Source organism: Antarcticibacterium sp. 1MA-6-2, from assembly GCF_021535135.1.
GTDB lineage: Bacteria > Bacteroidota > Bacteroidia > Flavobacteriales > Flavobacteriaceae > Gillisia.
Genome location: NZ_CP091036.1, coordinates 3,119,210 through 3,144,491 on the forward strand (window position 1 = coordinate 3,119,210; position 25,282 = coordinate 3,144,491).

At 39.0% G+C, this 25,282-nt stretch carries 28 protein-coding genes, 2 tRNA genes and 1 pseudogene; 26 read left to right on the top strand and 5 right to left on the bottom strand.

Features of this window, described 5'->3' with window-relative positions; genetic code table 11:
• The gene (locus LZ575_RS15935) at positions 1-1,173 is read right to left on the bottom strand and encodes an esterase (RefSeq protein WP_235325550.1); all 1,173 of its coding nucleotides are present in this window, start codon (positions 1,171-1,173) and stop codon (positions 1-3) included.
• Positions 1,174-1,440: 267 nt separating this feature from the next.
• Here LZ575_RS15935 and LZ575_RS15940 point away from each other — a divergent pair.
• From LZ575_RS15940 to pncA, 3 genes are all read left to right on the top strand, one after another.
• Positions 1,441-1,514 (top strand) — tRNA-Asn (locus LZ575_RS15940).
• A 289-nt stretch (positions 1,515-1,803) separates the two neighbouring features.
• Complete coding sequence (locus LZ575_RS15945; RefSeq protein WP_235325558.1) at positions 1,804-3,234, top strand: nicotinate phosphoribosyltransferase; 1,431 nt, start codon at positions 1,804-1,806, stop codon at positions 3,232-3,234.
• Positions 3,212-3,808, top strand: coding sequence for a bifunctional nicotinamidase/pyrazinamidase (gene pncA / locus LZ575_RS15950; RefSeq protein ID WP_235325560.1), 597 nt, complete (start codon positions 3,212-3,214; stop codon positions 3,806-3,808). Before LZ575_RS15945 ends, pncA begins: the two co-directional genes overlap by 23 nt.
• Before the next feature lie 54 nt (positions 3,809-3,862).
• On the opposite strand, the gene LZ575_RS15955 is transcribed toward pncA, so the two are convergent.
• Positions 3,863-5,089: a cysteine desulfurase-like protein gene (locus tag LZ575_RS15955; protein WP_235325563.1), complete on the bottom strand. Its 1,227-nt coding sequence runs from the start codon at positions 5,087-5,089 to the stop codon at positions 3,863-3,865.
• Between the two features lie 187 nt (positions 5,090-5,276).
• Here LZ575_RS15955 and LZ575_RS15960 point away from each other — a divergent pair.
• Positions 5,277-6,833: pseudogene (locus tag LZ575_RS15960) on the top strand (M20/M25/M40 family metallo-hydrolase).
• 506 nt (positions 6,834-7,339) lie between these two features.
• Here the strand turns inward: LZ575_RS15960 and LZ575_RS15965 are convergent.
• Both LZ575_RS15965 and LZ575_RS15970 read right to left on the bottom strand, forming a co-directional pair.
• Entirely contained in the window at positions 7,340-8,194 is an 855-nt protein-coding gene (locus LZ575_RS15965) for a DUF1028 domain-containing protein (protein ID WP_235325565.1), read from the bottom strand.
• Between the two features lie 179 nt (positions 8,195-8,373).
• The gene (locus LZ575_RS15970) at positions 8,374-9,069 is read right to left on the bottom strand and encodes a DUF2490 domain-containing protein (protein WP_235325567.1); all 696 of its coding nucleotides are present in this window, start codon (positions 9,067-9,069) and stop codon (positions 8,374-8,376) included.
• Positions 9,070-9,214: 145 nt separating this feature from the next.
• Between LZ575_RS15970 and LZ575_RS15975 the strand changes: the two genes are divergently transcribed.
• Positions 9,215-9,286, top strand: a tRNA-Arg gene (locus tag LZ575_RS15975).
• A 290-nt stretch (positions 9,287-9,576) separates the two neighbouring features.
• Here the strand turns inward: LZ575_RS15975 and LZ575_RS15980 are convergent.
• Entirely contained in the window at positions 9,577-10,077 is a 501-nt protein-coding gene (locus tag LZ575_RS15980) for a DUF6265 family protein (protein WP_235325569.1), read from the bottom strand.
• Positions 10,078-10,524: 447 nt separating this feature from the next.
• Between LZ575_RS15980 and LZ575_RS15985 the strand changes: the two genes are divergently transcribed.
• The 21 genes from LZ575_RS15985 to LZ575_RS16075 all read left to right on the top strand — a co-directional run bounded on the left by LZ575_RS15985 (position 10,525) and on the right by LZ575_RS16075 (position 25,253).
• Positions 10,525-11,802 (top strand): carbohydrate binding family 9 domain-containing protein, encoded by a 1,278-nt coding sequence (locus LZ575_RS15985; protein WP_235325571.1) that lies wholly within the window; start codon positions 10,525-10,527, stop codon positions 11,800-11,802.
• Positions 11,759-12,379, top strand: a complete 621-nt coding sequence (locus LZ575_RS15990; RefSeq protein ID WP_235325573.1) for a hypothetical protein — start codon at positions 11,759-11,761, stop codon at positions 12,377-12,379. The genes LZ575_RS15985 and LZ575_RS15990 overlap by 44 nt, the downstream gene beginning before the upstream one ends.
• On the top strand, positions 12,366-12,710 hold the full coding sequence (locus tag LZ575_RS15995; protein ID WP_235325575.1) for a hypothetical protein: 345 nt from the start codon (positions 12,366-12,368) through the stop codon (positions 12,708-12,710). The genes LZ575_RS15990 and LZ575_RS15995 overlap by 14 nt, the downstream gene beginning before the upstream one ends.
• Positions 12,711-13,183: 473 nt before the next feature.
• Positions 13,184-13,711, top strand: coding sequence for a YceI family protein (locus LZ575_RS16000; protein ID WP_235325576.1), 528 nt, complete (start codon positions 13,184-13,186; stop codon positions 13,709-13,711).
• Positions 13,712-13,725: 14 nt separating this feature from the next.
• Positions 13,726-14,253, top strand: coding sequence for a hypothetical protein (locus LZ575_RS16005; RefSeq protein ID WP_235325578.1), 528 nt, complete (start codon positions 13,726-13,728; stop codon positions 14,251-14,253).
• Positions 14,254-14,618: 365 nt separating this feature from the next.
• Positions 14,619-15,041: a YceI family protein gene (locus LZ575_RS16010; protein WP_235325580.1), complete on the top strand. Its 423-nt coding sequence runs from the start codon at positions 14,619-14,621 to the stop codon at positions 15,039-15,041.
• Complete coding sequence (locus LZ575_RS16015; RefSeq protein WP_235325582.1) at positions 15,038-15,190, top strand: hypothetical protein; 153 nt, start codon at positions 15,038-15,040, stop codon at positions 15,188-15,190. The genes LZ575_RS16010 and LZ575_RS16015 overlap by 4 nt, the downstream gene beginning before the upstream one ends.
• Before the next feature lie 445 nt (positions 15,191-15,635).
• Entirely contained in the window at positions 15,636-16,073 is a 438-nt protein-coding gene (locus LZ575_RS16020) for a DoxX family protein (RefSeq protein WP_235325584.1), read from the top strand.
• Between the two features lie 599 nt (positions 16,074-16,672).
• Entirely contained in the window at positions 16,673-17,671 is a 999-nt protein-coding gene (locus tag LZ575_RS16025) for a carboxypeptidase-like regulatory domain-containing protein (RefSeq protein WP_235325586.1), read from the top strand.
• A 25-nt stretch (positions 17,672-17,696) separates the two neighbouring features.
• Positions 17,697-17,960, top strand: a complete 264-nt coding sequence (locus tag LZ575_RS16030) for a hypothetical protein (protein WP_235325588.1) — start codon at positions 17,697-17,699, stop codon at positions 17,958-17,960.
• A 77-nt stretch (positions 17,961-18,037) separates the two neighbouring features.
• The gene (locus tag LZ575_RS16035; protein ID WP_235325590.1) at positions 18,038-18,481 is read left to right on the top strand and encodes a hypothetical protein; all 444 of its coding nucleotides are present in this window, start codon (positions 18,038-18,040) and stop codon (positions 18,479-18,481) included.
• Positions 18,444-18,821 (top strand): TonB-dependent receptor, encoded by a 378-nt coding sequence (locus LZ575_RS22710; protein WP_255702636.1) that lies wholly within the window; start codon positions 18,444-18,446, stop codon positions 18,819-18,821. Before LZ575_RS16035 ends, LZ575_RS22710 begins: the two co-directional genes overlap by 38 nt.
• Positions 18,781-19,038: a TonB-dependent receptor domain-containing protein gene (locus LZ575_RS22715; protein WP_255702637.1), complete on the top strand. Its 258-nt coding sequence runs from the start codon at positions 18,781-18,783 to the stop codon at positions 19,036-19,038. The genes LZ575_RS22710 and LZ575_RS22715 overlap by 41 nt, the downstream gene beginning before the upstream one ends.
• Positions 19,039-19,475: 437 nt before the next feature.
• Positions 19,476-19,886 (top strand): TonB-dependent receptor, encoded by a 411-nt coding sequence (locus LZ575_RS16045; RefSeq protein ID WP_235325592.1) that lies wholly within the window; start codon positions 19,476-19,478, stop codon positions 19,884-19,886.
• Between the two features lie 16 nt (positions 19,887-19,902).
• Entirely contained in the window at positions 19,903-21,612 is a 1,710-nt protein-coding gene (locus LZ575_RS16050) for a RagB/SusD family nutrient uptake outer membrane protein (protein WP_235325594.1), read from the top strand.
• A 30-nt stretch (positions 21,613-21,642) separates the two neighbouring features.
• Positions 21,643-22,038, top strand: a complete 396-nt coding sequence (locus LZ575_RS16055; RefSeq protein ID WP_235325596.1) for a hypothetical protein — start codon at positions 21,643-21,645, stop codon at positions 22,036-22,038.
• Positions 22,016-22,471, top strand: a complete 456-nt coding sequence (locus LZ575_RS16060) for a hypothetical protein (RefSeq protein ID WP_235325598.1) — start codon at positions 22,016-22,018, stop codon at positions 22,469-22,471. Before LZ575_RS16055 ends, LZ575_RS16060 begins: the two co-directional genes overlap by 23 nt.
• Before the next feature lie 381 nt (positions 22,472-22,852).
• Positions 22,853-23,137, top strand: a complete 285-nt coding sequence (locus LZ575_RS16065) for a hypothetical protein (RefSeq protein ID WP_235325600.1) — start codon at positions 22,853-22,855, stop codon at positions 23,135-23,137.
• Positions 23,124-23,357 (top strand): hypothetical protein, encoded by a 234-nt coding sequence (locus tag LZ575_RS16070; RefSeq protein WP_235325602.1) that lies wholly within the window; start codon positions 23,124-23,126, stop codon positions 23,355-23,357. Before LZ575_RS16065 ends, LZ575_RS16070 begins: the two co-directional genes overlap by 14 nt.
• Positions 23,300-23,986 carry a TIM-barrel domain-containing protein gene (locus tag LZ575_RS22720; RefSeq protein ID WP_409187166.1) on the top strand — a complete coding sequence of 229 codons (687 nt, stop codon included), beginning with the start codon at positions 23,300-23,302 and terminating at the stop codon, positions 23,984-23,986. Before LZ575_RS16070 ends, LZ575_RS22720 begins: the two co-directional genes overlap by 58 nt.
• Positions 23,967-25,253, top strand: a complete 1,287-nt coding sequence (locus tag LZ575_RS16075; protein ID WP_255702639.1) for a TIM-barrel domain-containing protein — start codon at positions 23,967-23,969, stop codon at positions 25,251-25,253. The genes LZ575_RS22720 and LZ575_RS16075 overlap by 20 nt, the downstream gene beginning before the upstream one ends.
• The last annotated feature ends 29 nt before the right edge of the window (positions 25,254-25,282 follow it).

Genomic DNA, 25,282 nt, shown 5'->3' on the forward strand with positions numbered 1-25,282 from the left:
TTATTTAAATAGAAGTTGTGTTAATTCCACCAGGTAATCCCTCCAGTTACTCCAGGTGTGGCCACCTTCTGTTTCCCTGTACACATAATTCATTTTTATTTGGTCAAGTGTTTTTCGAAAATCTTCTACGCTCTTATATAGAAAATCTGTTTTACCTATTGCAATCCAGTAAAGTTCTACCCCATTTTCCTTTTGCTGTTTTAAAGTTTCTTCCAGATTTTCATAAATAGGAGATTTTACGTTTTCTCCCGGCATAATAGCAGGTGAAAAGAGGCCTACATAATCAAAAGTATCAGGATAATATCTTGAAATGTGCAGGGAATGAAAACCTCCCATGGATAGACCTGCAATCGCTCTGCTTTCTTTCTCTGCCTTTACTCTGTAGTTGTTTTCAACAAAATCTATAACATCCGGGAAAGAGCTTTCCATACTCCCTTCCATTGTAAATGGCAGCTGAAAGTTGGGCTTATAAAAACCTTTTGAGGATTCTCCGGGAGCAGCTTCCTGTACATAATTACCATTTGGCATTACCACTACCATAGGTTTGGCTTTTCCTTGCGCAATTAAATTGTCGAGGATTTGAGAAGCCCTTCCAAGGGCAATCCAGGCTTCCTCATCACCTCCCATTCCGTGAAGCAGGTAAAGTACGGGATAAGATTCATCACTGGTCTCATATCCCGGGGGAGTGTAAATAGTAATGCGCCTGTTATCCTTTTCTTTGTTTGAGGGAGAATTGTACCACCTTCTGGCAACTGTTCCATGTGGCACGTCGTTAACGCTATAGTTTTCTGCTTTTCCGTTGCCAATAATAAAAATACTGCTAACTGTTGCCACATCCCTTACCAGGTGTACATTGTTAGGATCTGTCATTTTTACGCCGTCTACTAGAAAAGAGTAGCTGTATAGATTAGATGGTAGTGGTTTTGTTGTGTAAGTCCAAACACTATCCTTGTTCATTTTCATTTCTGCAGGAATAGTGGCCCACTCTTTCTGCGGCATCCACTCCCCGCTAACTTTTACTTCCCTTGCATTAGGAGCATAAAGTCTAAAAGTTACTGTGTTGTCTTCGTGAACCTCGGGAGAGATAATATTCCCTGCGCCTCCCAGTGCTTGTTGGGAAAATCCGGAAGAGGATAACAGAATAAGAAAATTCAGTAGTAAGAGCTTTTTCATAGACCAGATAGATTTTTGAGTTTTAAATTTCCGAAAAAAGATTTAATTGATTGTAATACAATTTTAGAAGGAATTCGGAATAACTTTCTTTTAAAGGTATGCAAAAACCTGAAAAACAGGAGTGGTAATTTTAGTCATCAACCTGGATTTCATCTTCTTAAATTTTGTAATTTTTACACACAGAAGTTTTTCAGAAAAAAATGATTTTTTGTTTTGATAGCATTTAAATTTTGAGTTATATTTGCAACCGCAAAGGAAAAAACACCTTCCTCCTTAGCTCAGCTGGTTAGAGCATCTGACTGTTAATCAGAGGGTCCTTGGTTCGAGCCCAAGAGGGGGAGCAGAAAGCCTGACAGAAATGTCGGGCTTTTTTGTTTTATATATAACCCTAATTTATTCTTATTCCTGACTCTTCGCATAATAAGTGTTTTCTTTCCAGAAGATAAGATCTAAATATTGCCCCTTCCGCCTTCAGAAAAAATGCCGATCACGCTAAAAAAGACTCTGTAGAATTACAAATTTCAGCTGTGGCTGCCATAATCCGCTTTCAAACAAGTAAATTTGTAGTACCAATTGATGGATTTATCTCTCTGTGACAGGAATTCTTCAGAAGGAATAAAAGTTATATAAATGATCAATTTTTCTGCTACTTATACCGATCAGTATCAACTTGCGATGGCTGAGGTGTATTTCAAGAATGGACATAAAGAACATACCGCTGTTTTTGATTACTACTTTAGGAAAGTACCTTTTAGTGGAGCTTATGCAATTTTTGCAGGTCTTGAAGATCTCCTCCGAATATTAGAGAATCTCAGGTTTTCTGAAGACGATATTAGGTACCTCCAGGGGCAGGGATTCGATAGTGATTTCCTGGATTACCTTAAAGATTTCAGATTTAACGGGAGAATTTTTTCTGCTCTTGAGGGGGATCTGGTATTTCCGAATAGGCCAATTTTACAGGTAGAGGCTAATATCATAGAGGCGCAGATAATTGAGACTCTTTTGCTGAATCTTCTGAATTTTCAAACCCTGGTAGCCACAAAAGCAAGCAGAATGCGATTGGTGGCAGGAGAAAGAAAGCTACTCGAATTCGGGATGCGACGGGCCCAGGCTACAGGAAGTTATCACGCCAGCAGGGCGGCAATAATTGGTGGTTTTAACGGTACCAGTAATGTGATGGCTGCAAAGAATTTTGATATTCCTGTTTCAGGGACTATGGCTCATTCTTTTATCCAGAGTTTTGATGATGAACTGGAAGCCTTCAGGGCTTTTGCAAAAGGACGGCCAAAGGGCTGTGTTCTTCTTGTAGATACGTACAATACCCTGGAAAGTGGTCTTCCTCACGCCATAAAAGTAGGAAAGGAAATGGAGGCAAGGGGAGAAAAACTGGCAGGAATACGTTTGGATAGTGGAGATTTGGCTTACCTCGCGAGAGAAAGCCGAAAAATGTTAGATAATGCAGGGCTTAGTTACGTAAAAATCGCTGCTTCAAATCAGCTGGATGAATATGTGATAAAAAGCTTACTGGAGCAGCAGGCACCTATAGATATCTTCGGAGTTGGAACCAGCCTGGTTACGGGTAGCCCTGATGCTGCTATTGACGGAGTCTACAAACTTTCAATGTCTAACGGAAAGCCCAGAATAAAGATTTCGGAAAACCTGGCAAAGGTGACCATTCCGCATAAAAAGCAGGTTTTCCGCATAAAAAATTCAAAAGGAGAGCTTATTGGTGCTGATGCCATTGCACTACGGGAAGAAACAAGGCTGGAAAGAATGTATGATCCTGTGGGACCTTTAAAATCTCTCCCTTTAACGCATCACGATTTTGAGCCTTTGCTACACCCGGTGATGGAAAACGGGAAGACCACAATTGAATTCAGGAGTGTGTGGGAAATAGCGGAATACTCGGCTAAAAGATTATCGGCTTTGCTTACGGAATATAAAAGGTTTGACAATCCGCACATCTACAAAATCGGAATAAGCAGAAAACTTAAAAAAGAGCGGGCAGATCTTTTGTCAAAATATAAAGAAATGGAAAATGAAGACATTAGTAATTATTGATGTGCAAAACGATTTCATCCCCGGCGGAGCTTTGGCTGTGCCTGGTGGAAACGAAATAGTAGAGGTGATCAACGATCTTCAGAAGAAATTTGAACTTATTATTGCCACCCAGGACTGGCATCCAAAAAACCATTCCAGTTTTGCAGCAAATCACGAGGGGAAAAAGGCATTTGAAACTATAAAATGGAGAGATGAAGATCAGGTGCTTTGGCCAATTCATTGTGTGCAGAATACGTATGGAGCTGAATTTTACCCTGAACTCGAAACCGCGAAAATAGAATCTATCTTTAGAAAAGGAACAGATCCTGAAATTGACAGCTATAGCGGATTCTATGACAACGCACATTTAAAATCCACCGGACTCGCGGGTTACCTTCGGGAAAAAGGGGCTTCAGAGCTTTATTTTTGTGGCCTCGCGGGAGAATACTGTGTGTACTTTTCAGTCATTGATGCTCTTGAAGAAGGTTTTAATGTCACTCTTATAGAGGATGCGACGCGTGCTCTTGATGAGGAACAGTATAAAAATGCGAAAATAAATATTCTCGCCGGAGGTGGAAGAGTTATTAAAGCTTAGTGATCTATTAGAAAATTCTTCAGAAGCCCGGCAAGAACAAAAAGATTAATTAGTTTAAAATATGCTTCTGAAGGCCTGAATCAAATCATCTACTTCAGCTTCTGTATTATAATGCATAAGACTCACCCGAACTACTCCACCATATTTTTCCAGATCCAGATCCTGAATTAATTTTTTGGCATAAAAATCTCCGAAGCGAATGCCAATCCTAAAAGGATCAACCTTTTCCACAATTTCCGGGCTTTTTAGTTTATGGTGAATAAACGAAATAGTTGGAACTCTTCCGCAGCCATCAGCTTTGTTGCTGCCGATGATTTTGATGTCTTCAATGGAATTTAGATAATCGAGAAGTTTACCTGCGAGTTTTTCTTCATATTGAGTAATCAGGTTGAAGCTTTTTTCCAATTTTTCAGCTTCAGACACTGATTTATCTTCAGGAAAATGATGATCGTGCAATGCCCCAAAATATTCCGGAATTCCTTTTAGCCCATAAGTAAGTTCAAAATTGTAATTGCCCGGCTGGAATTTGTAGGGAACATCCTCTGGTTTAAAGAAATAATGATTGATTCCTTTCATATTTATCAGGAGTTCCAGCTTGCCATACATCACCGCCAGATGAGGTCCGTACAATTTGTACCAGCTGAAAGTGTAGAAATCTACATCCAGTTCCTGTACATCAACTTTGCGGTGTGGCGCATAAGCTACTCCGTCTACACAAATAAGTGCCCCGGCTTCGTGGACTTCCTTTGAAATTTCCTTGATGGGATTAATTCCTCCGAGAACATTGGAAGCATGGGTTACAGCGACCAGTTTAGTCCGGGAAGAAAGTAGTTTCCTGAGCTCTTCCATTTCCAGTTGAAAATTTTCCGGGTTCACTTTCCAAATTTTTATTACAATACCTTTTTGCTGAAGATCTGTCCAGCAGGAAACATTCGCCTCGTGATCGGTATTGGTAACAATAACTTCATCTCCTTCTTTCCAGTCATGGCTAATCCCCATGCTGAGAATTCTCAATAGCATTGAGGAAGAGGGGCCAATCACAATTTCCTGACTTCCGGGAGAATTTATAAAATCCGCAACTTTTTGTGTAGCCTCTCTTAATTTTGAACCTGCATTTTTAGAAACTTCATAGGAAGCACCCAGCTGCACATTATAGTTCTTGTAATACTCACTTATATAATCAATGGTTCTGCCAAGAATTTGCGATCCTCCCGCGTTATCCATAAAAGTGAAATCCTGTTTTAGCGCCGGAAATTGCTCCCGTACAAAATCGATGTCCATAGAATACTTTTAAAAAAGTGGTGAAATCAGTGACAGCAAGATAATTAAATTCAGGAGCACCTGTCAAGCTCCATTCTCTAACGGAGAAAGCCTTTCACCGGGACAGTAATACATCCTTTAGTGGTTCTTTTATTGCTTAGGAGTGTTTATATTTGGAAAACATATAATCCAATATTAAAACGAACACATGAAAAGAAATTTTAAGGCACTGTTTACATTCTTATTTTTGTCTACCACTGTTCTGTTTGCACAGGAACAGGACCAGGTGGTGCAGAATATCATTAAGGAAGCAAACGAAAATTCCCAGCTGGAAACACTTGGGCATCAATTACTCGATGTTATCGGGCCACGCCTTGTAGGTACACCTGAAGCCAAACAGGCTCATGACTGGGCAGTAAAAACTTACGAAGACTGGGGCATTTCAGCCGAAAATCAGCAATGGGGAGAATGGCGTGGATGGCAGCGTGGGATTACTCATATAGACCTTATTGAACCCCGGGTGCGAACTCTTTCAGGAATGCAACTTGCCTGGAGTCCTTCTACTGGAAAAAAGCCTATTGAAGCTGAAGTAGTGTTACTTCCCGTAGCTGCAGATTCAGTAGATTTTGCGAAGAAATTATCACAGGTAAAAGGGAAGCTTGTTATGATCTCCATGCCACAGGCAACTAAGTCGACCCGACTATAATTGGGAAGAATTTGCTACAAAAAAATCTTTTGAAAAGATGAAGACCGATAGGGAAGAGCAACAAAATGAATGGAGAGAAAAACTTAATAAAACTAGGTTATAGCAGTCGCGAACTTCCTGAAGTTTTAGAAAAAGCAGGAGCAGCAGGAATTATTACCCTGTACTGGTCGCAAGGTTTTGGAGCGAATAAAGTCTTTTCAGCCTCCACAAAAAAAATACCTACGATAGATCTTTCTCTTGAAGACTACGGAATGGTTTATCGTTTGGCCGAATCAGGTAACAAACCAAAATTAAGAGTAACGGCTGAATCTAAAGAATTAGGAGCAGTACCTACATTTAATACTATTGCAACAATTCCCGGTACAGAGTTGCCGAATGAGTATATTATTTTATCAGCTCATTTTGACTCCTGGGATGGAGCTACAGTTGCAACAGATAATGGGACAGGAACATTAGTGATGATGGAAGCCATGCGAATCCTAAAGAAAATGTATCCAAACCCAAAAAGGACAATTATTGCTTAGTCACTGGGGCAGTGAAGAGCAGGGGTTAAACGGTTCCCGTGCCTTTGTAAAAGATAATCCTGAAATTGTTAAAAATTTACAGGCTTTGTTTAATCAGGACAATGGAACAGGAAGGGTTGTGAATCTTTCCGGTGGCGGATTTTTACATGCGTACGATTATTTAGGACGTTGGCTGGAAGCTGTTCCTGAGGAAATCAAGAGTGAAATAGAAACTAACTTTCCGGGAACTCCGGGTCGTGGAGGATCAGACTATGCTTCTTTCGTAGCAGCAGGTGCTCCAGCATTTAGTTTAAGCTCCTTAAGCTGGTCTTACTGGAATTATACCTGGCATACAAATCTGGACACTTATGATAAGATCGTGTGGGATGATGTTAGGAATAACGCAATTCTTACTGCAATACTTACTTATCAGGCCAGTGAAGATCAGGAAAGGACTTCCAGGGAACAGATAAAATTACCTAAGAATTCAAGAACTAGTGAACAAATGACCTGGCCGGAGCCAAGAGATGCTACTCGTAGAGGAGGATTAGATTAGTCTCCCTATACTTTATAAACAAAAATCCTCCCGCAAAGGAGGATTTTTTGCATTATATCTTTTTATTAGAATTAGCTCTGCGGAAGATCTGCTCCTACGGGAATAGCACAGCTATGACCTGGCTGCCCGTGAGGTGGATTTTTTGTTGGTGTTGCAGTGGAGCCATTGACTCTTACAGGAGAAACGTTAGAAGAGGCAGGTTGCTGTTGCTGTTGAATCGTATTTGAAGATGCTGGCTGGTCAAGAGGAGTACCTACCGGAATATCGCATCTATGCCCCGGTTGTCCGTGAGCAGGATTTAACGCAGCTGTTGTTCCCTCGGTATTACTTGCTTAGCTCCTGGGTTTGTACAGGAGCAGCTTCAGTCTTTTCTTCATTCTTACAGGAAGTAAGGGATAGGATGCTTATTGAAAGAATTGCAAAGCCTATATTTCGTAATTTCATGATAATCAGAATTTTAATTAGCTAATGAATCTATAAAAGTAAGAATTAGAAAAATACCGGGCTCAATTTACAATTCGATTTAGGTCTTCTTCGGAAATATTTAACAATCCTGAAGCAGGAAGACGGGTGGTCATTTCTCTCCAATTATCATTTTCCTTAAAAATCTTTCTGAAAATAGGCAGGGCCTCCTCTATTCGACTATTATTTGCGAGAGCAATAGCTTTCCAATATCTCATCTCGAGATTTTCAGGAAATAGCTCTTCAGCTTTGGAATATTGCTTTAGTGCCTCATCCACATTTTCTTCTTCCATGGCCAGGTCACCTTTGTTCATAAATTCGTACGCCCTTGCTACTTTTAGCAGGCGTTCCAGTTCCTTAAGTGGTTCCGCGTGATCATCTACCCGAAGATCTATTTTTTTATCCTCCCAGGAATTCTGCACTTTTTCAGGACCTACTACAATAAGTGCAGCACTCTGGCGGCCTCGAATATCACCTCCCGCAGCTTCGGCAGCCTGTAAAGTTTTTACTACTCTTTCAGCCAGGGGGAGTTCAACATTTTCTTTATAAGCTTTTTTCATGGCAGGAATGACATCGTCGTTGAGCATCATATTTGCCTGTACCGAAAAATTTTCTGCTGAATGGTGCATTGCAGATTCTACACAATTTTCTCCGGTATAAGCTGAGGTATTTCCCCGGGTGTCAAGAAAAGCTACCTGCCTGTAAGCTCTCCCTTCATCTTCAGCAATTAATTGTTTAAGTGCCGCGGTAGCCGATTTTCCTTTCTCCATTAATTCCAGCCCCTTTGGACCATATGCAGGATTAACAAAAGATTGAGTGGCCACTACTCCCACGCCACTTTTTCCCCAGGATACCAAAGAACCAACAGAAAACCAGTGGCTTTGAACACCTACGGCCATTTCTCCGGTAATAGAATCCCTTGCTACTATAGAGTAGGTGTGTGCAAAAAGCGTCCCCGCTAATAGAGGAATTTTGGGCTAAGCCATTGTATATACTCATACCGGAAATTAAAATAGAAAAGATTATTTTCTTCATTTGATGTGTGTCTATTTCAAATATAGACAATCAGGAAATAAATTTACCAGGTGTGGTGTAAACTTAACTGTATCTGTCCTTTGGCTGTAGTATTAGTTGTTTGTGTCATATATCCTGCCTGCAACCTAAGATCATCCCGAAGGGAATAACCCAATGCCGAATAAAATCTGTTTCTGTCAAAGAACTCTACCTTTCTTCCATTTCCAATACTTCTTTCCCCGTTGATGAACAACTCATTGTATAAAGCGAGGTAAATAGAATTCCGGCTTAGGTCGGGCTTATTGAGCGGTAAATTCAGAAAAAGATTATAGCGATACCGCGTGCGGAAATCCTGTCCCTCCACCCAACGCTGCTCATATCTAAACCTATGGGTAAGGTAGAATCTATTTCCCAACTTTTGAGGTAATAGGGCTTCCTGATATACCCGGCTTTCACTGCTGGTTTCGTTACTGTCCCCATAAACACCCGAAGTTATATGGCCATACCCGAGGGTAAATTTTACATTTGTACTTTCAGGAGTATATGTGAGTCCGCCCCTTAAAAGTAGTTGTTCGAGATCACCTCCCAGGTTCCAGTTGCGATACTGAACATCTCCCTGTAGTCCGAAGTTGCTTTCTTTGAATGTGGTATTCCAAAAATACATATACCAGGCACCTGTTTTTTCTTCATCTATCTGGGCTATAGCATTAATGCTAAAGGTAAATAGCAATAAAAAAAGGAAAGGAATTTTAAATTTCATTTTTAAAGGTTTCCTGCAAATATAAAAACACTAAGAAAGAATCGAGAAAGTGAAAGGTTTTTCCTAACCTTTTTCTTGACATTAAAACTTTGTATGGATTAAGGCTGTAAATTCTTAAAACATTTTTATTTTTGTGAACCTTTTTGGCCTCGTAGTTCAATGGATAGAATAGTAGTTTCCTAAACTGTAGATCCAAGTTCGATTCTTGGCGAGGCTACTTTTAAATTATAAAAAATTAAAACCCTGTTAATCTTTGATTTTCAGGGTTTTTGATTTTGTATCTGCTGGCGGTTTGTTTCTGGAAATTTTTAAAGACAGCTTAGGAAGAACCTGCTGTATTAGAGATAAATTATCCGCGATAATCTTAACATTAGCTCTTTTTCATGAGCTATCAAGAAATTAACCCATTGTAGGGAATGGGTTAAACTTCAAGAATAGGGAGTCCTAACTTCCAATAAAAAATGTAAACAAAACAACAACAGTTATATTCTAATTAAAATTTATGCCTTACTCTTTATTGAAAACCCAGAAGTCTTTATATACCCATTTGCTTCCCTGTGGTTTACCAATGGCAATAGCGAATTGATCATCACCTCGTTTTTCATATAGTACCCGAACGTCTTCCCCGTCTTTTTTAAAATAAGCTCCATTATCCCGGGCCTCCAGGAATTGATATCGATCAGATTTATCCTTTTCTTCCAACCCAATAAGACCTGGTCTAAAATGCTTAACAAGTGCGATTAATCCTTCTTCCGTTTGTTCAAAGGCGAAAAATTCATATAGTGTAACTTTCCCTTCTTTGATAACACGAACATAACCTACTCTTGTATTCCCTTCGGGTGCAGACCAGGTAGCGTAAACTGTGTTATCCCCGGCGGTGGCTTTCCAGCGTCCTTCGATAAAGTCGATATCAGAAAACGAACCTGATTGATGTTCAGCTTGAGCATATCCTTCAGAAAGAAAAGAAGTAGACAGGCATGTTATGAGAAGGAAAAAGAATGATTTCATAAGATTAAAGGTTTATGTGTGAGTTAATTTTTTAAAAATTTACAGTTCTATTTTGAAAAATTTACATTTCACGAATATACTATTAATCATGAAATAAAAATAGTTGAAAAATCTACCTTTTTGCCTTTTTATAAGTAAAATTTATGATTTACAAATTTTCTATTCCTGTGTTATAATTTTTCCCCACCTAATAACAATTGATTTTTAAAATTTCTTAAGTCTTCTAATTTCTGAATTTACTGTCACTAAGTGCCCGTATAGAAAGAGTGGCATTATCAACAAACAGAAGCATTTAATAAAAAGGCCTTCAACACCACACCTGTTATTGAAAACTTTAAATTATAAATAATCAGGCTGAAGTAAAAGATTTTACTTTTTGTCTTAGATAAGTTTATTCTATATTAGTCGTAAACTTTTATCCTAAAAAAGAAAGATAATTTATTAAAAATGGTAAAATTTTTTCAGGTCCTAATGGTATTTCTTGTTTTTGGAGTTCCATCATCTCTTTTAGCCCAAAAGTTTAATAATGCTTACAAGCTGGAAATTAAAAAGGCTACTTCAGATATAGAAATTGATGGAATAATGGACGAACAATCCTGGCAGGATGCGGAGGTTGCTGACCATTTTTTTATGATTCTCCCTATAGACACCAGTTTTGCAGAAGTTTTAACCGATGTAAGGATGACCTATGACGAAAAGAATATTTATATTTTCGTAAATAACTATCATGGTGCTCCGGGACCTTATATGGTGGAATCATTAAGAAGAGATTTTTCCTTCACTAAAAATGATAATTTTCTTTTGTTTATGGACCCATTTGATGATCAAACAAATGGTTTTTCTTTTGGATCCAATGCGGCTGGAGCACAATGGGACGGTATTATGTACAACGGTGGATCGGTAGATTTAAGTTGGGATAACAAATGGTTATCTTCTGTAAAAAATTATGAGGACAGGTGGACATTCGAAGCAGCTATACCATTTAAAAGTATACGGTATAAAAAAGGAATAAGGGAGTGGGGAATAAATTTTAGTAGGAATGACTTAAAAACAACTGAAAAATCCAGCTGGGCTCCCGTACCACGTCAATTTCCCTCAGCTTCCCTGGCGTATACTGGGAACCTTGTGTGGGACCAGCTCCCTCCCGCAGCTAGTACGAACATATCTTTAATCCCCTATGCTCTTGCAGGAACTACTAAAAATTACAATGTGGGAGATGCAGCGGGGAATCGTCATGAAGTAGGGCTTGATGCAAAAATTGCCCTGGGATCTTCCTTAAATCTTGATCTTACCGTGAATCCTGATTTTTCTCAGGTGGAAGTAGACCTACAGGTAACCAATCTGGACAGGTTTGAGTTATTTTTTCCTGAGAGAAGGCAATTTTTCCTGGAGAATGGAGATATTTTTGCAAATTTTGGCTATGAAAATATACGGCCTTTCTTTTCCCGTCGCATTGGCCTTTTAGCGCCAATCGATTTTGGAGCCCGGCTAAGTGGAAAAATAAATAGAGATTGGAGGCTAAGTGCCATGAATATGCAAACGGGGCAGGTGAAAGAAATTGGTCTTCCCGCTCAAAATTTTACCGTAGTTGGTTTGCAGAGGAGAGTTTTTTCCCGATCAAACATCAGCGCAATTTTTGTAAATAAGGAATCCCTGGATTATACTCCTGATCTTTCATTAGGTGTGCTTAGTTTATTCTCAGTTCAACAGGAACCTGGGCTTTGAATACAATCTTGCCTCACCCGATAATAAGTGGACAGGCAAAGCAATGGTGTTAAAAAGTTTTAGTCCTAATAATTCTGATAAAAATTTCGTTCACGCTGCAAATTTGAAATATACAAGCGGGAACCTCTCCTGGAATTGGAGACACGAATATGTGGCAGAAAATTTTACTGCTGAAGTAGGGTATGTTCCACGGTCGGGGTATTATAAGATCAATCCCAGCATTGGATATTTGTTCTTTCCTAAAAGTAAAACCATTCTTAATCACGGCCCGGTCGTGAGTACGATGGTATTCTTTAATAAGCAAATGGAGTATACCGAAAGCTTAAGCTTGCTGGAGTATAATATTCGATTTCGAAGCCAAAGCTTATTTACACTATGGGGAGGGTATGATTATGTACAATTACAGCAACCTTTTGATCCTACTAACTTTAGTGGCTATAATTTATTGCCCGGGAGTGAACACTTAGTGGCCTGGTGTAGGGGCAAGATATTATTCCAAACCCCAAAGCCTCTTCACATATGCCATTTCTTCACGATTTGGAGGGTATTATGCCGATGGTTCTATGACAAACATTAGTGGGGAAATGGGATATAGGTTTCAGCCTTATGTAGGAATTTCTATTAATGGTACTTATAATGACCTCCGGCTTCCTCAACCGTGGGGAAATACTAACCTATGGCTGTTGGGGCCAAGACTCGACGTTACCGTAACAAATAAAATTTTCTTCACCGCCTTTGCGCAGTACAATGAACAAATAGATAATCTTAATATTAACGCCCGTTTCCAGTGGCGATTCCAGCCTGCTTCTGATATTTTTATTGTGTATACAGATAATTATTTGCCCAACTCCCTTAATGTGCAGAATAGGGCCTTACTGGTCAAAGTAACATACTGGTGGAATTTATAACCGAAGAATTTATTCCTTTTTAATCTATGTGACAGGATTAAAAAAAATAATAGAATTAAGAAATATTTGAAAATAACTATAGGTTAATGAGATGCCAATGGCAATGGCCATTTTTGAAGTGTCGAAATCCTTTTAAAGCATTGGCAGAATAATCCGCTTATAAGATTCTTGCGGTGACCCAGTTTTTTCTACGGGAAACCTTCAGCAATTTCTAAATATCGTAATACACATAGTATAATCACAGTATTAATATTCTCCAGAAAAAGCGGGGTAGTAATTCAACCTTTCAGATTAGTCACTCGAGCGGTGTCCGGAGGTCAATTTATAATCCCTAGTCCTTTCACTATTACACGCTGTAGGATAAAACGTGACATAGATCACATCCATTTCTTATCATAGGTCATTGGCCACCGTGTCCTATGCTTAGTAAATTTGCAGAGTAACAATTATTAATAACTAATAAAATTAAAATTATGGCAACTACAAAATGGAATATTGATCCAACACACAGTGAAGTTACTTTTAAAGTTAAGCATCTAATGATCTCAACTGTCACAGGTAAATTTAAAGTATTTGAAGGGCAGGCGGAGAGCGAAGAGGAGGATTTTAAAAATGTGACAGACGTAAAATTTATAGCTGATGTTAAATCTATTGATACCAACAATGAACAACGTGATGAACATTTAAGATCAGGTGATTTCTTTGCAGCCGATGAGCATGCAGACATTGTTTTTCGTGCAGATAAATTTGATGTTAGCAGTGATAAGCTTCAAGGTGAATTAACGATTAAAAATATTACAAAACCTGTCACTCTCGATGGCGAATTTGGAGGAGTGGTAGTAGATCCCTACGGACAAACAAAAGCGGGTCTTACTCTAAGCGGAAAGATTAGCAGAAAAGAATTTGGGTTAACCTGGGATGCCGTTACCGAGGCGGGAAGCGTGGTTGTAAGTGACCAGGTGAGACTAAACGCAGAGGTGCAGTTTGTAAAGCAATCATAATAAATAAAGCAGCGGTGAAAAGTTATACCACTTTTCACCAGGCTGCAATTTTAAAGGGGCAGGTGATGAAGAAAACAATAACAATTTTAGGGGATACAACGAACATTTTTCCGGACTTAATGGAAGTTTTAATGAAGCAGGATCTAAGATTGCTTTTTGTTTCTGAAGATGAATTCCAAAAATCTAAGTTGAAGTCAAGGCTGGAGCAAACTAAAACTGTGGCTGAAGTAGAATTTACCAGCTGTGAACGCGATGGGTGTTGGGAAGCCGATATTATTGTGATTTCTCAACCTGAAAAAGTTTCTTCTGATTTTCTCGAAGGAATAAGAGAAGTAGCCACGCAGAAAATTGTACTTGCCACCTACCAGAACACAAAAAAACTCGAAAATTCAAATTTAAAGCAGGTGCTGCCTCATTCAAAAGTGGTACTGCTTCAGGTAGATTCACAGGAGAAGGAATTCTTAATGTTTGGAGATTATCCTGAGGCGGGAGACAGGGTAAAGGAGATTTTTTCAGGTGCTGGATACGAAATTCGGCAGTAGACCTTCCTAAAGCTTTACTGGCAATATTTAACACAACTGATCCTCCGGAATTTCCTGAACAAATCAGGCCCGGTGCGACCGCGGCCAGCGATTATCTGGAGATCATAAGGAAAAGAATCTCGACTGAACTTTTTTTAGTCCGGCAATTGAAATGGCTCCCGGGAAACCGCAGGTGAAAAAGAATTCCTGGAGAAAAGGATTTGATCAACTTGATGTTTGAAGGGAAGGGGAGAAGTGATCTTTCTGTACAGGATACTGCTGTGGTGCTATTTGACGAGGCTGAGAATGCAGTACATATAAAACAGCGGTTTACCGCAGCATATTAAAAACCTGATTACTAATAAATAATTTTTAAAATGAATATTATGAAACAAGTACTTTTATTAATAACAATCGCTTTTATAAGCAGCACAACGTTGGCCCAAACTACTTGGAAGGTCGATCCGGCCCATACGCAGGTATCCTTTGGAATCACCCACCTTGGCATTTCTGAAGTTGAAGGAAAATTCAACAAATTTGATGGTAGCATCACAACTACAAAAGACGATTTTAGCGATGCGCAATACCAGATGACCATAGAAGTTCCTTCAATAGATACAGGAATTGAAATGAGGGATGATCACCTTAAAAGTCCGGATTTTTTTGATGCTGAAAAAAACCAAAAAATGATCTTTAAAAGCACTTCTTCAGAAAAAGCTGGTGAGGGAAAATATAGAGTAAAAGGTGAGCTTACTTTCAACGGGTTTACTAAACCGTCACTCTTGACGTTTGGTACCGCGGAACAGTGAAGAATCCACAAAATGGTGAAATAATTTCAGGATTTGCAATCTCTGGTGAGGTAAAAGGATCTGATTACAACCTGGGGCCTGATTTCCCTGAAGCTGTGTTAAGTGACAAAGTAGTAATTGACGTTGACGGAGAGTTCAAAAAACAATAAACCCTCTATATAGAGAGGAAGTCGATGATCTTAATTTCTTTGATCTTAAGATCGCCCTACCGCTTCCTCTTTATTACTTACCAGCTCCAGCCCTAATTCTTGTGGCACCGCGGATTAAAAATTTAATTATAAAAAATCTCTCAATATATTATATCAGGTAAACCTAACAGGTGGGAAAAAATGATTCCGGAGTGGAGTGTTGGTTTCGGTTCTAATATGAATGATTCAGAACTATAAATTGGCTGATAATGAAAAATCCTCAAAGGAACATAATAGCTAAAGAGACTTTTCCCCAGAACTATTACGCCGCCGGGGCAATTCATACCCCCAATACATCAGCTATACACTACTGGATCTATGTGTTTAAGAGACAGGTTTTTTTAACGACAGTACTGTAAAATTGATCAATAGCGATCGCTTCAGTAAAAATTGATTAAATAATAATATGAACAAGATTATAAATACAGGTTTTAAAACATTTCAGGTAGACATATCTCTTTTAATATTAAGAATTGGAGCAGGAGTCCTTATGCTCACCCATGGTATTCCTAAGCTCCAAATGCTTTTTAAAGAAGGAGAAATCCAATTTCCGGCAGTTATGGGATTGAGTCAGGATATTTCTCTTATGCTGGCGGTTTTTGCAGAGGTGATTTGCTCTATCCTCATTTTAATAGGACTGGCAACACGTTGGGCGGCAATTCCCCTAATAATCACGATGGTCATAGCGGTGTTTGTTTTTCATCTTAATGATCCTTTCGCAAATCAGGAATTAGGACTACTTTACTTATTCCTTTATCTGCCTTTGTTGATCCTTGGTAGCGGAAAGTTTTCTGTGGATCACCTGCTCAACTCTGTACAGCGGCTAATAACGATAAAAAGATAATCCTGAGGAATTTAAATTTCACTAAAGGTTCTGCGGTGCAACGGCAGGACCTTTTTGTATAATCAGGATTAAGGAGTAATAATATCATCAAATGAAGGCATTAATTAGAGGCTTTTGATAAGTAAGGAAAAGAAGGAGCTGGAGGCCAGGTTGAATAAGAAATTTTCTACAGGGCGAGGGTAGATTTTGAGATTTATCTCTCTCAAATAACTCCGCCGTTTCCGACTTTAAATTGATAAATTCTGATCCTTAAAAGCTTTTTTCTTCCTCTTATTTTTATTTTAATTAGAACTACTATTTTTTATAAGGTCATAATATTTGTGTTCAATTCACACTAATGTGAGGAATTACGGGCGCTGGAGATGGAGTACCTTTGCCTGGAAAATATTTTCTGCGTAAAGTCCTTTTCATTACCCTCTTTTCATTTTTTTATATATTCGTAACACAATTTTAACAATTGCTGAAGACGGCCTATACCCTAATTTATAATTTTCTTGAATTATCTCCTAATTCGAAAACGTTATCGATTATTACTATAGGGCTCTTTTAGAAAAAGAGAACTTAAATTTTATGCACGAACAAATTAAATTGAACAATCAATGAAAATTAAGAATTATTTAGTGATGTTATGCTTAATGGTTACGAGCATTGCCTTAGCGCAAACAGAGGCAATTACTGGAACGGTGGTGGACGAGAATGGTCTTCCCCTGCCTGGAGCTAATATTCTCATTCAGGGTACATCAACGGGAACCCTAACAGATTTTGACGGGAATTTTACCATTGAGGCTGCTCGCGGTGATGTTCTGGTTATCTCTTTTTTAGGGTATGAGCCCCAGGAAGTAGTTGTAGGAGATGCCAACCAAATTGAAATTACTTTAACGCCAGATGCTGCATCTCTGGATGAAGTTGTAGTCGTAGGTTATGGAACTCAAAAGAGTGCTTTAGTTACAGGCGCGACAAGTAATGTGGCAGGGGAAGATATTGCGGCACTTAATCCTGGAACGGCTATGGAAGCACTTCAGGGCGTTGTTGCAGGTGTAAGCGTTACAAGAAATAGTGGAGCCCCAGGCGCAGGTACAAGAATTACAATTCGAGGTTTGGGAACCATAGGAAATTCTAACCCTTTATACATTGTTGATGGTGTAGCCGTAGGAAATATAGATTATTTGAACCCTTCGGATATTGAATCCATAAACGTTTTAAAAGATGCTGCCTCTGCGGCCATCTATGGTTCACGAGCAGCAAATGGAGTTGTTTTGGTAACAACAGTTAAAGGTCGTCAAAATAGACCTGCTCAAATTAGTTACGACACCTACTATGGAATTCAAAATATCTACAAAAATTTAGATCCATTAAATGCACAGGAATATATGTACATTATGGATGAAGGCCGTGTAAATGATGGATTGGCGCCAAATAACTGGCAAGCTATGCTTTCGAACAATAGTTGGTTAGAGCAGAATTACCCTGGATTAGGAACACAATTAGGTGAAGAGATCTGGACAAATCTTCAAAACGGTTGGGAAGGGACCAACTGGATCAATGAAATGACACAAGAGGATGCACCCATGAGAAGTCATTCTATTAACATTACTTAGTGGTGGTGAAGATATTATTTATTCAATGGGAGCTTCTTATTTAGACCAGGAGGGTATTATAGGTGGGCATATTACAGATGCCGGATTTAAAAGATTTACAGCCAGATTAAATACAGAAATGGTTCTAAAAAGAAATGACGAACATGCCATTATTACTATTGGGGAAAACTTTACTTATACAAACATAGAAAATAGAAGTGTGGCAACCGGGAATATTTATTGGAATGACCTGCATAATGCATTAGTCCAAAACCCGTTACAGCCTGCATACTGGCAGCTAAGCAATTGATAACAATATCAATGAGTTTGGTTTTACACCTACTTTAGATGGGTTAAGTACTAAGTCAAACTAATCCATTAGCTGTAATGTATTACCGCCATAACTACAATTATGGTAAAGGAAATAATATTATCGGGAATGTGTTTGTAGAAATTGAGCCAATAAGAGCTCTAAAATTCCGATCTTCTTATGGTACCAATGCCTGGTTTGGGCATAGTAGATCTATGAACCCTACATATGGCTTAGGTGTACTTTATAGAGATGATGTAGATGGCGCGCAACAAAGTCAAAACTTCGGAAATGACTGGACCTGGACAAATACTTTGTCATATGACTTTGAAGTAGGGGATCATGAAATTAATGCCCTTGTTGGTACCGAATTGCTTCAAAATCAAATCAATAATGAAGTGGGTGGTTCAAGAAATAATCTATTATTTCCGGGAAATCCACGATATGCTTACCTAAATAACACCCAGAGCCCGGAAAGTATTAATGATATCAATACCTGGGGTGCTGATTGGGCTGCTTAGTGGTGGTGGTTTAATGTCGTATATGGCAAGAGCCCAGTACAACTACAAAGAGAAGTATCTTTTAAATGCTACAGTGCGTGCAGATGGTTCTTCCAATTTCGCAGAAGGCAATAGATGGGGAATTTTCCCTTCTGTATCTGCTGGATGGGTATTGACAGAAGAAGAATTCCTGTCTAATACGTCAGATGTTCTGGATAATTTGAAGATTAGAGCGAGTTGGGGACAAAATGGTAATCAGTCCATTCCTAATTTCATTTACTCCTCACAGATCGCTTATGTATTCCCCGGCTATTTCTTTGGTGATACAAAACCTAGTTTCCGGAGTAACAGCTTATCCTGAAAGGGTTACAAATCCAGATGTTACCTGGGAAACTTCAGAACAGTTAAACATAGGTTTAGATGCTCGTATGTTTGAATCAAAACTTGGTGTGACTTTGGATTGGTATAAAAAAACAACCAGGGATTGGTTATTAGAAGCACCTATCTTAGGAACTTCAGGTGCAGCTGCACCATTTATTAATGGAGGTGATATTCAAAATACGGTATTGAACTTGTAGTAAACTGGAACGACAGTTTTGGAGATTTTAATTATGGTGTCACATTAACCGGAACACATAACAAGAATGAGGTAACCAGAATAGCCAATTCAGATGGTATTATTCAGGGACCGAGCCATGTTTTATCCCAGGGAACTGCTGCTATTTCAAGAGTACAGGTAGGTCAACCAATAGGTGTTTTCTATGGTTACAAAGCCGATGGAATTTTACAAAATCAGGAGGAAGTTGATGCTTATGTAACACCCGATGGTACGCCATATTTTAATGATCAACGTCCCGGTGATGTACGTTTTGTAGATCAAAATCAAGATGGACTAATTGATGAGGCAGATAAAGTATTTCTGGGAAATCCTAATCCAGATTTTGAAGCAGGTATTCAATTACATTTAGAGTATAAAGGAATTTATGCCAATACAACGCTTTCAGGAAAATTTGGAATGCAGGTAATGCAGTCTTATCGTTCATTCTCTGATCAATTTACACAAAATTATACTACAGGTATATTTGATCGTTGGCATGGTGAGGGTACTTCAAATACGCTTCCAAGGCTGAGCTATACCTCCAATAGAAATACACAATTTATTTCTGATATTTTCATGCACGATGCCGACTATTTGAGAATTAATAATTTAACTGTAGGTTACGATTTTGGGACCATGTTTGAATCAGTGGCTATAAAAAATCTTAATTTATATGTGTCTGTAAATAACTTACATACGTTTACAGGTTATGATGGTATGGATCCCGAAGTACGGTTTGGACATGACGTAAGTTGGGCATCAGGTATAGACCTTGGATTGTATCCACAGGCAAGAACGGTAATGTTTGGAATGGGTATTGACTTTTAATATTAATACAATGATTATGAAAAAAATAAAATATTTTATAGCTCTTTCAACATTGTTTGTTGCTTTTAGTTGTGAAGACTATTTAGACACAGATAATATTTACGGAAAAAGTTTGGAGACTTTTTACAGTACTCCTACAGATATTAATGAAGCAATGGCTGGTGTTTACAATGCAATGTATACCACTAATGTTTACAGTAATGAATCAGTTGCCGCCAATTTAATGTCCGATATGATGCTCGGTGGGGGTGGACCAGATGATGCGGGGGCAAAATGGGTAGATAATTTCCAGGATCCCGCAGAAGATACATATCGTGATTTGTGGGTGCAATCATATAATGGTATAGCCAGGGCCAATGCTATTATTGAAAAGGCTGCAGATGCTGATTTTTCTTCTTTCTTTAGTAGTCCTGAAGAAGCACAACAATTTAAAGATCAGGCAATCGGGGAAGCACATTTTATGAGAGCTTTCTATTATTTTAGATTGGCTAAATTCTTTGGTGGTGTGCCTCTAATCGTTGCCATTAATGATCCTAAAGATGTTGCCAGAGCTACTTATTCTGAAACTTTTGCACAAATCGCTTCTGATTTGAAGTCCGCAATAGAAACAATGCCTGAGACTCCTTTTCCAAGTATTGCGACATCTCAAATTGGACATGCTAATAAATGGGTAGCTGAAGCCTATATGGGACGTGTATTTTTATTTTACACGGGATATATGACCAATATGAACAACACTCCAACCAGTGATTTACCTTTGGTTGATGGTGGGTCTTTAAGCAGTGCAGATGTGGCAGCTTATTTAGAGGATGTAATTAATAACAGTGGTCATGCTTTGGCTTCAGATTTTAGAAACCTTTGGCCATATTCATATGTTAATATAGCTGCAGGAGAAACAGTTTTACCGTGGGCTGCAGAGGAAGGATTATCCTGGGTAGGCCAGGATGGGACTACGCCAACTTTTGGAACCGGAAACTTCGAAACCATGTTTGCTCAAAGATTTTCATTTGGAGATTGGGGCTGGAATAATGGGAATATATATACCAACAGGTTATCTCTATTCTCGTCCATTCGCGGTCAATCTCTGGTTCCATTTGGAGAAGGTTGGGGTTGGATGACAGTAAATCCAAGATTATGGAGCAATTGGGACGATAGTGATCCAAGAAAAGCAGGTTCAATTCTTGAAGTAGGAAATCCAGCTCAGGGGACAGAAGGATGGGCTCCTCCTGGAAATCAGGATCATGGTACAGGACTTTATAATAAGAAATATACAGCTTTGCAGTTTCCCGATGAAACAGGTGCTGTAAAAGGTATGTTTGTGCAGTTATATGGCTGGGGTAACGCAGATATGCAATTAATGCACGCGCAGGATTTTATCTTTATGCGTTTCGCCGATGTGCTATTAATGCATTCAGAAATAACAGGTACTGCAGAAGGAATGAATGCTGTGAGAGCAAGAGCAGGTTTGGATCCTGTGGGTTATTCACTGGAAGCTTTGAAAGAAGAGCGTTTACATGAATTTGCTTTTGAAGGTTTACGTTGGTTTGATTTGGTGCGTTGGGGAGATGTTGAAGCAGCATTTAATTATACACTTAATGTAAATAACTCCGGGACTGCTGCTACTTATCAAGTAAACTACAGGCCAGAAACTAAAGGTTTGGTGCCAATACCGGAAACTGAGATGAGGTTATCTAATGGTATTTATGAACAAAATCCAGGTTGGTAGAATAAATTATAAATCTAAAAATTTACAGAAATGAAAATTAATAAAATAGGGAGTGTGGTTATTGCTTCTTTTGTTCTGTTCTTATCAGCTTGCGAACCAGAGGTAGATGAACGATCTTTAGAAAACAATACCAATGTGGAAGGTGTAGATTTGGCAGCTAGCCAAAGTACAACAGGGGGTAATAAAATTACCCTGGAAATGACAACACCGGGTGTTACTGGTTATTGGGATTATAACCTTGGGAAAGCACTTACAAATAAAACCACCGTAATTTATCCTATTCCGGGAACATCCAGTTTTACTTATGTTGGAACTTTAGGTGGTGAGTTTTTTACAAAAACGATTGAGGTGCAGGTTGATACTCTTGATCACCGATTGAATCAGGATTGGTATGATCTTGTGAGTGAGGAGACAGCAGCTAAGTAAAACATGGGTTTTTGATGGAGGTCCCGCCCCTGATGGTGGTTTATGGTGGTTTATGTCTCCTCCTGGTAGTAAGGACGGTGCCTGGACTGCCTGGTGGAATGCAGCCGGAGATTGTTGTCCTCCAGCTGATGCGGCAGGTAAAATGAAATTTGATTTAGATGGTGCAGCTAATTTCACCTACTATGCTAATGAAACTGCTGAAGGACAGGTAGCTAGTTTTATACTTGACGTTCAAAACCAGAAATTAATAATTAATAACGGTAATATTTTAGGAGCTGAAGAGCCTAGAGGTAATCCCAATGGCGTTTATGATATAGTTTCTTTAACTGAAGACGAATTAGTCCTGTATGTTCCAAACAATGCGGGAGATACCGGATGGACCTGGGTATTTAAACCTGAGGGATCGGGTGATTCAGGGGAATCTGAGGATTAAACGGCCACAGTCTAAGTAAAAATTTTATTATAGAAGACTGCTGCCTTCTACTCCAAATTGATACAAAAACATTCTTATTTTTCAGGAAGAAGCTCTAATTAGGAGCTTCTTCCTTTTAATCAGTTCTTTATCTTTATTCTTTTGATCCTAAAATATTAGTAGGATGAATTTTTAGTGGCTATTCTGCTAATTTTTCAGAAATACATTTCATAAAAAATGGCATTAACGATGATGGCTCTTTTTTGTTTGTGCAGTCTGTCTTAACAGAAAAATTTTCGGTTTAACTGGTGTTAATAAAGTGATTTACAATAAAATTGTCTTAGGGAAGTAAACATCAGCAAATCTGCAATAGAGAAATAAGTTTTTAAATAAATTAAAATAATGAAGAACGGCAGCTTAAAAAAGTTGGGGCTTACTATATTTTTGGCGGGCTTCTTAAGTATAAGTGCAGAGGCACAGCTACAGGAAATCGATATTCTCAATACTCCGGTGGACATAAGTAAAGATTTCGCCGATTATAATAACACTTTTTACTTTGCTGATGAACTGGTAGATTTTGATCCAAAATCGGGAAGAGGTACAATAAAGTATTTACGGCATGAGTATCAATCCCGACAGGCTTTCAAAAACATGCTTATGCGACTGAGTTCCGGTGGAGGCCAATGAATTTCCTACAACAGAGTATGCAGTTTCACCTCAATTGCCTTTTGAAATACAATTTATTTCGGCTCGTACACTAAGACTTAAAATGGCTTCGGGACCACAGTTCCACAAGCAGGAAGAATCGTTGATGCTTATCAATGGTATTGCACCAAACCATCCGGAACTTTGGACCTATTCAAAAATAGAGGGGGTCATGGTTATTCTAATGAACATGGAAGGGTAGAGATCCTATCCAAGCCCTGGCGTGTAAAATTATACGATAATAAGGGAAAAATGCTAACCAGCACCCTGCATAGTTCAGATGTTACTAATACATATACCCCGGTTTTACCTTTCTCTTACGTTCGAAGGAACAGCGATTACTCTCGCAGTATGGCGGCTGTTTTAAGCCTTGAACCAGGTGAAAAAATATTTGGCCTTGGAGAATCTTTTACTCAATTCAATAAACGGGGGCAAAAAGTAATATTATGGGTAGATGATGCAAACGGGGTACAAAATGAGACAATGTACAAACCTGTTCCTTTTTATATGAGCAGCCGTGGGTACGGAATTTTTATGCATACTTCCTCCCCCATTACAGTCGACTTTGGGAAATATTTTAATGCAGCTAATAATATGATGATAGGTGACGATGTGGCCGATCTTTTCTTCTTTCTTGGGGAACCAAAAGATGTACTTGATGAATATACAAACCTCATAAGTAAAGCAGAAATGCCACCTTTGTGGTCTTTCGGATTTTGGATGAGCCGAATTACCTATTTTTCTGAAAAAGAAGGACGTGAGATTGCTTCCAATCTTCGGAAATATAAGATCCCCAGTGATGTGATCCACTTTGATCTACAGCTGGTTTGACGTAGATTGGAGAAATAACTATGAGTTTGCCGCAGATCGTTTTGAGGATCCGGTTGATATGATGAAAGACATGAAAAAGGATGGATTTCATGTATCGCTTTGGCAATTGCCATATTTTACTCCCCAAAACACCTTATTTAAGGAAATAATTGAGCAAGGGCTTGCCGTGAAAGATAGGAAAGGAAATATTCCATTTGAAGATGCAGTATTAGATTTTTCAAATCCAGAAGCCGTTAACTGGTACCAGGATAAACTAAAACATTTATTTGATCAGGGAGTGGGAGTCTTTAAAGTTGATTTTGGAGAAGCTGCCCCGGCAACTGGTATATATCATTCTGGTCGTACGGGATTCTACGAGCATAATTTATATCCATTACGCTACAATAAAGCCGTGGCGGAATTAACTAAAAAAGAAAAGGGTTACTCCCTCATTTGGGCCCGTAGTACCTGGTGCTTAGGCCAACGTTATCCCCTGCACTGGGGAGGAGATGCGGCAACTACAAATACAGCAATGTCCGCTACCCTTCGCGGCGGACTTTCCCTTGGTTTAAGTGGTTTTAGCTTTTGGAGCCATGACGTGGGTGGTTTCGTAACTGCCGCCCCGGAAGGTCTCTATAGAAGATGGACTCCATTTGGTATGCTCTCTTCCCATGTGAGGAGTCACGGAGAACCACCTACTGAGCCATGGCTTTACAACGAGAGCTTCCTTGAAGCTTTTAGAGAAGCAGATAATATGAGATATGAATTAATGCCTTATATCTACGCTCAGGCTAAAGCGAGTGCAGAGCAGGGATTACCAATGATGCGTGCCTTATTTATTGAATTTCCCAATGATCCAGGGTCCTGGTTAATTGATGATCAATACCTCTTTGGCTCCAGTATGCTGGTTGCCCCGCTTTTTGAAGAAATAACAGAGCGGGAAGTATATCTTCCACCAGGAAGATGGATAGATTACCAAACCTGCGAAATTTACGACAGCGGCTGGCATACCATAAAGGCGGGTGAGATACCTATAATTGCTTTAATAAAAGATGGAACAGTAATCCCGCACATCGGGCTGGCCCAATCCACGCAGGCAATGGATTGGAAAAATCTTCATCTCAAGGTTTATGCAAATGATAGTACCAATTCTGCAACTGGAAAAGTGTTCTTACCAGGAGGAGAAAAGGTTGAGACCATAACCGTCTCAAAAAAAGGAAATTCCTTTGAAGTTTTAGAAAACCCACTTTCTGGAAAAACCTCATTTAAAACGGAGTGGAAGAAATAAATTAAAGTTCCCTATCTGTACAAATGAAA

What these genes read in the sequence shown, in the direction of transcription:
- LZ575_RS15935 (WP_235325550.1), bottom strand. Translation starts at nt 1,173, where the DNA reads ATGAAAAAGCTCTTACTACTGAATTTTCTTATTCTGTTATCCTCTTCC.
- LZ575_RS15945 (WP_235325558.1), top strand. Translation starts at nt 1,804, where the DNA reads ATGATCAATTTTTCTGCTACTTATACCGATCAGTATCAACTTGCGATG.
- pncA (WP_235325560.1), top strand. Translation starts at nt 3,212, where the DNA reads ATGAAGACATTAGTAATTATTGATGTGCAAAACGATTTCATCCCCGGC.
- LZ575_RS15955 (WP_235325563.1), bottom strand. Translation starts at nt 5,089, where the DNA reads ATGGACATCGATTTTGTACGGGAGCAATTTCCGGCGCTAAAACAGGAT.
- LZ575_RS15965 (WP_235325565.1), bottom strand. Translation starts at nt 8,194, where the DNA reads ATGGCCGTAGGTGTTCAAAGCCACTGGTTTTCTGTTGGTTCTTTGGTA.
- LZ575_RS15970 (WP_235325567.1), bottom strand. Translation starts at nt 9,069, where the DNA reads ATGAAATTTAAAATTCCTTTCCTTTTTTTATTGCTATTTACCTTTAGC.
- LZ575_RS15980 (WP_235325569.1), bottom strand. Translation starts at nt 10,077, where the DNA reads ATGAAATCATTCTTTTTCCTTCTCATAACATGCCTGTCTACTTCTTTT.
- LZ575_RS15985 (WP_235325571.1), top strand. Translation starts at nt 10,525, where the DNA reads ATGGTAAAATTTTTTCAGGTCCTAATGGTATTTCTTGTTTTTGGAGTT.
- LZ575_RS15995 (WP_235325575.1), top strand. Translation starts at nt 12,366, where the DNA reads ATGACAAACATTAGTGGGGAAATGGGATATAGGTTTCAGCCTTATGTA.
- LZ575_RS16000 (WP_235325576.1), top strand. Translation starts at nt 13,184, where the DNA reads ATGGCAACTACAAAATGGAATATTGATCCAACACACAGTGAAGTTACT.
- LZ575_RS16010 (WP_235325580.1), top strand. Translation starts at nt 14,619, where the DNA reads ATGAAACAAGTACTTTTATTAATAACAATCGCTTTTATAAGCAGCACA.
- LZ575_RS16020 (WP_235325584.1), top strand. Translation starts at nt 15,636, where the DNA reads ATGAACAAGATTATAAATACAGGTTTTAAAACATTTCAGGTAGACATA.
- LZ575_RS16025 (WP_235325586.1), top strand. Translation starts at nt 16,673, where the DNA reads ATGAAAATTAAGAATTATTTAGTGATGTTATGCTTAATGGTTACGAGC.
- LZ575_RS16030 (WP_235325588.1), top strand. Translation starts at nt 17,697, where the DNA reads ATGGGAGCTTCTTATTTAGACCAGGAGGGTATTATAGGTGGGCATATT.
- LZ575_RS16035 (WP_235325590.1), top strand. Translation starts at nt 18,038, where the DNA reads ATGTATTACCGCCATAACTACAATTATGGTAAAGGAAATAATATTATC.
- LZ575_RS22710 (WP_255702636.1), top strand. Translation starts at nt 18,444, where the DNA reads ATGATATCAATACCTGGGGTGCTGATTGGGCTGCTTAGTGGTGGTGGT.
- LZ575_RS16045 (WP_235325592.1), top strand. Translation starts at nt 19,476, where the DNA reads ATGCAGGTAATGCAGTCTTATCGTTCATTCTCTGATCAATTTACACAA.
- LZ575_RS16050 (WP_235325594.1), top strand. Translation starts at nt 19,903, where the DNA reads ATGAAAAAAATAAAATATTTTATAGCTCTTTCAACATTGTTTGTTGCT.
- LZ575_RS16055 (WP_235325596.1), top strand. Translation starts at nt 21,643, where the DNA reads ATGAAAATTAATAAAATAGGGAGTGTGGTTATTGCTTCTTTTGTTCTG.
- LZ575_RS16065 (WP_235325600.1), top strand. Translation starts at nt 22,853, where the DNA reads ATGAAGAACGGCAGCTTAAAAAAGTTGGGGCTTACTATATTTTTGGCG.